At 55.5% G+C, this 7,133-nt stretch carries 6 protein-coding genes and 1 pseudogene; 1 reads left to right on the top strand and 6 read right to left on the bottom strand.

Features of this window, described 5'->3' with window-relative positions:
• The coding region (locus ACOSYY_RS07340) for a hypothetical protein (protein ID WP_421661614.1) at positions 1 to 285 on the top strand (285 nt) is incomplete at its 5' end.
• A 333-nt stretch (positions 286 to 618) separates the two neighbouring features.
• Here the strand turns inward: ACOSYY_RS07340 and ACOSYY_RS07335 are convergent.
• The 6 genes and pseudogenes from ACOSYY_RS07335 to ACOSYY_RS07310 form a co-directional block, all read right to left on the bottom strand.
• The gene (locus ACOSYY_RS07335) at positions 619 to 1,881 is read right to left on the bottom strand and encodes a PepSY-associated TM helix domain-containing protein (RefSeq protein ID WP_421661613.1); all 1,263 of its coding nucleotides are present in this window, start codon (positions 1,879 to 1,881) and stop codon (positions 619 to 621) included.
• 326 nt (positions 1,882 to 2,207) lie between these two features.
• Complete coding sequence (locus tag ACOSYY_RS07330; protein WP_421661612.1) at positions 2,208 to 4,889, bottom strand: TonB-dependent siderophore receptor; 2,682 nt, start codon at positions 4,887 to 4,889, stop codon at positions 2,208 to 2,210.
• A 168-nt stretch (positions 4,890 to 5,057) separates the two neighbouring features.
• Positions 5,058 to 5,822, bottom strand: a complete 765-nt coding sequence (locus ACOSYY_RS07325; protein WP_421661611.1) for a FecR family protein — start codon at positions 5,820 to 5,822, stop codon at positions 5,058 to 5,060.
• A gap of 76 nt (positions 5,823 to 5,898) precedes the next feature.
• Positions 5,899 to 6,063 (bottom strand): annotated as a pseudogene (locus ACOSYY_RS07320) (DUF4880 domain-containing protein); the annotation flags it as partial.
• A gap of 132 nt (positions 6,064 to 6,195) precedes the next feature.
• Positions 6,196 to 6,693, bottom strand: coding sequence for an RNA polymerase sigma factor (locus ACOSYY_RS07315; protein ID WP_421661610.1), 498 nt, complete (start codon positions 6,691 to 6,693; stop codon positions 6,196 to 6,198).
• 239 nt (positions 6,694 to 6,932) lie between these two features.
• The coding region (locus tag ACOSYY_RS07310) for a hypothetical protein (RefSeq protein WP_421661609.1) at positions 6,933 to 7,133 on the bottom strand (201 nt) is incomplete at its 5' end.

Here is a 7,133-nt window from a genome sequence, read left to right as displayed (position 1 = left end):
TATGTACCGTGTCGGGAATTATGCCGTAGCGGAACAAGACGACCCGCGAGCAAAAACCGGCGATTCATAAAGTTTCAATTTCATAAGCAGACGTTGTGCTTTATTTTTCCGGAGATGGGCCGCGCGCTTCAGCCACCACATGCGCAGCGCGATGACATACAGCACGAGCGGGACGAACCCGGTGAGAAAGACAATCCACCGGCCGACTCATGCAAGGGCTTCACTATTGTGCAGAGGGAAGAGCCAAGCCAAGAAAGTCTCGCCGCCGCCCAGCCATCCTTGTGAAGCCACCGCCAGTAGGCCGCCGACAGCCCAAATAAAGATGGACGTTGAGTCAAAATGTTATCAGCTTGAAACGATGCTGCGCGGGGACGAAGGAAGGTGTACTTTAGGAGAAGTAATCGAGTCTACCCGTTCGACTGCGTGATGACAGACGCCAATGATTGGCGCCCATGGCAGTCGTTGATTAACGTGCCGGCGCCGGGCAGGCTTGTGAGCCAGATGGTCGACCCCTGCGACACTATCACGACATTCTCCATCTCAACAAACACATGACCGGTGCCTCACAGCTGCTCATTGGATTGTAGATCCACCGGAGTTAACTTATCCGTATGGTTCTTACCCGACTGACACGGGATCAAGGCGCTTGGCCTGGCGCTGCTCGCGCCTTCGATAGGCTGTCTGTTTCCGCCACCAGATAATGACGCCGGTGATGGATAGCATGGCAGTGCCCACGCCCATGATGGAAACCAGGATCCTGCCCGGGAGCCCGAGAATCCGCCCGGAATGCATCGGAAATTGCGCTTGCACAAAGATATCGGCCACGGTTCCCTTCCACGGTTGGCTATCACCAAGATAACGACCGTCGCTCCCATCGAAATAGAGGGCCGGAGGTCCCACGCCGGCGGCTCCGTGGTCATCACCAAGCTGAAAGAAGCGCACGCCATAGATACCGAATTCTTGACTGTAGAACACATCGCCGAGCGGCTCAGGCCAACCACGCTTGCCGGCTTCTTGCTGCGCGTGTTGGAGAATAGCGGCATACCCGACGGTGGGGACAATCGGATGATGTTGATCATTCGGTGTCCGCGCATCGAACGGAGACGGCGTCACCTCGGTCGCCAGCGACATGATGGGGTAAAAGATCTCTCGGTAGAGGTTGAGCGAAAAAGCCGTGAAGGCAAGCATAAACAACAAGCCCCACGCCCAGAGCCCAAAAGCTCGATGGATGTCGAAATTGATTCGCCGAGCCGTGCCGGCCGTCTTCACCCTCCATGCCGGTTTCCACCGTGTCCACCGACTCCGCTGAGGTCCCTCAAGGGCGATTGAGCTGCGAGTCGGCAACGTCAGATAAAAACCGACGAAGCAATCCAATGCCCAGAGCATTGCAATGCCGCCCATGAGCCACAGTCCCCACCGGTCGATGCCCCACATTTCGGGCAGATGCAGGGTGTAATGCAGCCGATAGAGGAAAGAAACGAAGGTTTCTCTGGTAATCGGCCAGACGGCCCCCCATTCCCGCCTGCCCAGTTCCTGGCCGGTCGCCGGATCGATGAACACCTGGTTGTAACCCAGCTCGTACAACCTTCCTGTGGAAGGATCGACACGAGAATCGACTCCAAAAACTAGAGAAGTTCCTGATTCAGAAGCCAGCGGCACGAATGTTACCCGAGCCCGCTGATCACGCGCTTCGATCGTCTGCACGAGGTCCAGAACAGGCAGTGGCGGCCCCTGGCTTTCAACACGAGTGAGATGCGAATTCATGAGTTCGTCGAGCTCATGATCCCACGAAATCACCGCGCCGGTCAGACCCGACATGACCAGAAACCCGGCTATGAATAGACCGACCCAGCGATGGAGCAAAAGGAAGATATGGTTCATAGCGTGATCAGATTGCCCTAAGGGGTCTTATGCTTACACACTTGGGGCCTTGGAAGGCAATGGCCTACCGACAGATAATATATCCACCAAGTACGTAGCAACGCAGCGACTGGAGGGATAGTCAGATCCATTGACGAGTGAGTGACCACCGCCGGCCGGTCTTTGTTTCATGCCTGACGAACCAAGAAAGCGGGAAGAAGGCCATCACGACTTTGCCCCGATCATAGCCAGTCATAGCAGCCGGGTTCGTCCAGATCTTGCTCAAGACCAGAAAACCCTCGTTATTGTCGTTTGGTTATAAGCCGAGGAGCAAGTTCACATCCCTGTCAAAACGTCATCCGCACCATGCCGATTACGTGCCGCGGCGCGCCGAAATGGTTGAATGCTCCGTAACTGAACGGTCCCTCGATATACCGCGCATCGGCAATATTGTTCAGGTTCACCTGCAGACTTAACCAGGAAAGCGGCGCATAAACAGCAAAGAGGTCTGCTCTGCTATAGCCGGCGAATATTTCATTCTGGTTCACACCAGGAGTTCCAGCGACGTCAGTGCGATAATAAACGACCGCGCCGAGCTTCAACCCTTTTGTCAAAAGCTCAGAAAAATCATAGCTGGCAAAAGCACTGACGGTGTGCTTCGGAACATTGAAGGCTCGGGCGCCGACCGTTTCGGGGATCTGACTCTTCGTAATTTCGGTCTCCAGGAAGGTATAGGCCAGATTGACTTGCAGGTTTGGCAAGGGCGCACCCCGGGCCTCGAACTCAAACCCTTGATTGCGCTGACTCTGCCCGCCTATGGAGAAGAGAAGATTATTGGGGTCAGGGGTCGCCACTTCATCCAGATTGGTGCGGAAGAAGGCTGCGGTGAATCGAATTCGCTGTCCAAGCGGCTCCCATTTGCTCCCGATTTCGAACGACTTGCCGGTCATGGGACGTAGTAATGAACCATTCGAGGTAATGGCAAAATTTGCTTGGATGCTCTCTCCATAGAAGGCATAGACATTGAGCCCTTCGATCACGCGTTGAGACAGACCAACCTGCGGCGTGAATCGGGACTGATTCATGCCGACTTCGGATGCGCTCGCGAAGTTCGCCTCTCCCTGTTGGGTGATCCAATTTCCACGAAGGCCCACCATGACGGTCGTACCGGCAAAGGGTCGCAGCAATCCTTGCGCAAAGGCACCCGTTTGCCGAATCGTGAGGTCTTGATCAAGGTTTGTGGCCGGAGCGGTAAGCTCAGGAGGCAATGGAGTATTATTGTCTGGGTTGGCGATATTTCCCGTCCCAAGAAATAGGAAGTCCGTACTCAGAGAGCGTTGCCGGGAGTTGGAAAGATCTATGCCGACCGCCATCGAACTGGGATTCCCGAAAAGCGAGAAATCTTTCGTCAGATTAATTTCTCCCGCAAAAGAATCCCGCCGGAGATCCCGGCCGAAACCGTAGATGTCGAAGTTTCCATTCGAACCAATTCCCCCTGGCTGATAACTTACCCCATAGCGATAATTCGTATCGCTATGGCTGTATTGACCTTTCGCCTTCAACCGAAATCCTTGGGCGAACTTCTTCTCGGCTTCGGCATGGAGACTTTGGTAATCGTTCGAGAATGTGTTGTCATTCGCCAGAAAACTGTCGAAGATGTCGGCCGGGATTTTCCCCTCGGTGTTGGCGGATGTGCCTAAGTAGCCTTTGCCCCTTAGACGTTGCACGTTGCCTGTAACAGTAACAGTAAAGTCCTCGCCAGGACTGAACCGGACAGAAGGGAGAAACGAGAACCGTTGATTCCCGCTGTTACGAAAAAATTCCGGGTCGTCGTTGTAGCTGAATACGAAACGGCCGGCCACCGGCAGATTCGGCATGACGCCGTTGGCATCCAGCGTGGTCCGGTAGTGCCCGGCTGACCCGGCACCGGCCTCTCCGACGACGAAGTTTCTGTACTCCGGCGCCTTTAAGAGCCGATTGACGAAGCCGCCCGCGCCGACCAATCCGCTGGTAAAGGAGGCCGGCCCTTTGATGATCTCGATGCGTTCGTAAAGTATGGGATCAGCTAAGTAGCTGTTGGTGGCCGATAGTCCGTTATCTCGGGTATAACCCGGCACTCTTTGATCCGTCGAGAACCCACGGATAAGATAATCGTCGGCGGTCAGGGCATTCGAGCCGGCTTTCCCCACGCCCGCAATACCCTCCAAGGCTTGCGTCTGAGTGACGGCGCGGCGATCGTGGATACTGTCCTTCGTCACGATGCTCACCGACTGCGGCAGTTCCTGAATCGATGCAGGAAAGCGTAGGACCGCTTCGGACGACACGTCGGCCTTGTAACCGTCCGGCAAATCTACGACCGGGGTCCGCTGTTTTGTATCCTTCACGACAACTTCCGGTACCTTTACCGGCTTCTGTGATTGCTCTATTGGCGAAGCCTGATCCTGCCCCATCGCCGCGGCTGCTCCGATGCCCGCGGCAGGCACCATCATGCCCATGGGCGCTCCCCTTTTTTCCAGCGTGACGATATTGTTTCCGGTAATACGATAGTCCAATCCGGTATCGACCAATAACAGACGCAACGCTTCTTCTAGGGTGCGTCGGCCGGACACGCCACCCGTACGCACGTGTTCAACGTCCTCCGTTGCATAAGCAAACTGCAGCCCAGCTTGTTCCCCAAAGCGATGGAGGGCAGAGGCAAGCGGTTGCGGAAGAATGTCAAAATCGAATTCTTTCGATTTCTCGTCGTTGGATTGCGCCACGAGCGTCTGTCCGGCTGTCTGGCGGGCCGCAAGAGAAGGGGGATCTAACATTCCCCACCGATCTTCACGGCCGGAGGTATTCCGGTCTCGTTCCTTTCGATCGGGGAGGCCCAATCGTTTTCTGGCTAAATCTTCTTCAGTATTCGATTCTTTTGCCGGTACGGACTGAGGAGCATAGACACTGAAGTGAACCATCGCCGTGGTGGTCATGGGCCAGGCGAGGCCGGGATGCCACGCATTTGTTTTCTCTTGTTTGCGCCGAATCCTCATGAATTTCTCCTTCTGTCATGGGAGACAGGGAAAACGGCGCGTCGAGCGCGCAGGAGAGTCTCCTCTGCATATTGAGAACCGTTGTCATCTATCGGGCTTCACTAATATGACGAGTGAAACGAAGACTCGCGTGCTAAAGAAAATATTTTCGAGGACCGGCGGACGGAATTACAGGATGAAGACGAGGTAGTCGGTAACTTGCATGACGCGAAGCCCCTGTATTTTTGTAAGAGCAGCGATCGCGTCATCGAGGTTCTGAAGGGCGAAGCGTCCGCTCACTGGTTTCGTACGGGAACGATCAGCGAGGACGATAATGCGACCGGGCCGGTAGCGATCGATCTCCGCCATCGCGTGCGCGAACGGTTGCCCCTCGATCACGATGATTCCCTTCGACCAAGCCTTGGCTGACGCCCCATTGGCGGGACGAACATGCTGAGGCGCTTCTCCCGATCGATACACGGTTTGTTGATCTTTCTGGACGAGCATCGGTGGTCTGGCATGGGCGTCGGCGCCTGCAACAACGCCGACCGTTCCTTCCACCACGGTCACGCGAGTCTGTTTATTCTCGGCGCGGACCACGAAGGCCGTCCCTACTGCCTGGGTCGTGCCCTCCTGTGCCAGCACGCGAAAGGGCCGAGCCGGGTTGGACACCACCTCGAACAGCGCCTCACCTCGCAAGAGATGAATTCGCCGCTCGCGCTCCGAATAGTCGACCGCGATGGCAGTCTCCGTGTTGAGATATGCCACGCCTCCATCGGGCAAAGTCACCACTTGCTGGCAACCGACCGCGGTGTAATGGTCGGCGAACAGAACCGTTCGTATGTCCTGATACAGGACGACCACTGCCAGACAGGCGGCGACGAGCCCTCCGACGAGGGCGTATCGCCCGGCATGCCGACGCTCCACAGCGAGGTGGCTCGGGATCCCCGCCATCTCCCTTCGCCAGGGCTGCGCTCGCACGCTTGAGCGGATCCAACTGTTGCCACACCGATCGTTCCCGCTCAAATGCCCTCTGATGGGATGCATCCTCGGCGAGCCACGCTTTCAGCCGAGCGAGTTCTTCAGCCGTGATCTGGCCGGAGACGAGACGCACGATCCACTCTTGCGCGGTCTGCGACACGTCCGGTTCAGAAGTGCCGCCGGCCGAATCGTCGTGATCCGGAGATTTAGTCATGATGCGCTCGGGGAAAAGGTTGACAGGGTTCTGCCGCCCAGCGATTGGAAATGGGACAAGCGCGAACACATCTTCATATTAAGAAGACGAATGGGCCGTGAAGTTCCGTGGCAGGAAGTACGGACGCCGATATCAAAGATCCCGAACTTTTGAGAGCCGCTTGATGACGGTCCGAATATGGTTCTCAACGGTGAATGGAGACACGTTCAGCTCTTTCGCGATCTCGGGATAGGTCTTGCCCTCAAACCGACTAAGATGGAAGGTTTTTCGACTCAAAATCGGAAGGTCCGCCAGAACTTGCTCGGACCTGGCTAACTCCTGCCGGACGATCATGATACGTTCCGGATGTCGGTCTTCCGTGCCTCCCCATAACAGTTCATGAGTTTCAGCGAGAATTTCAGCTCGATTCTGTTCGACCCTCGAATGGTCCGTTGCGAGATTCGCCGCCATGCGGAAGAGGTACGCTTTTTGATTTTGAATGTGGGAGGTCTCGCCCTGGGCGGAAACTTTCAGGAAGATCTCCTGCGTGATATCCCACGCCGTGAAGGCACACTTGATCCGACGGAATAGATAGCGAAACAGGTCCTCCTTGTGCTCCAAAAAAACCTGCGATAGTTGTGTGTGCGACATCACCTACATCCCGAAAGGAACGGCTGGGAGTCTGAATCGAGACAATCGGCGCCTTGGACGATAGGACGGCCTTATAACATCCACAGGAAATGGGCGTCGATGTTCATTCGCCGGAAAGAAGGCAAAGCTCTGAATGTATTCACAATTGACGGCCAAGATCGACAGGTAAGGCGTAATGCTTCCAATGCTTCATATTATTATGAGCGACCCTCAGGTGCGGCGGAAGTCCACCAACGAGCTTACAACGTCAATGTACCGGTCCTGCCCATGGGAAGGAATGCCGATCGATGAGAAAATGGTCTTCTTGATTCCGTCCGACACCTTTTGATTTCCAAGTCATCCATGGTGATGGACTTGTCGTGAGTTCGCGCCTGAGGTAGAGTAAACACATGCGAAACGGACATGCGGTAAGAAGGACCATACCAGCCACCGAAATCAGA

It is taken from the genome of Nitrospira sp. BLG_2 (assembly GCF_049222245.1).
This window is presented reverse-complemented; position numbering and strand designations above follow the sequence as displayed.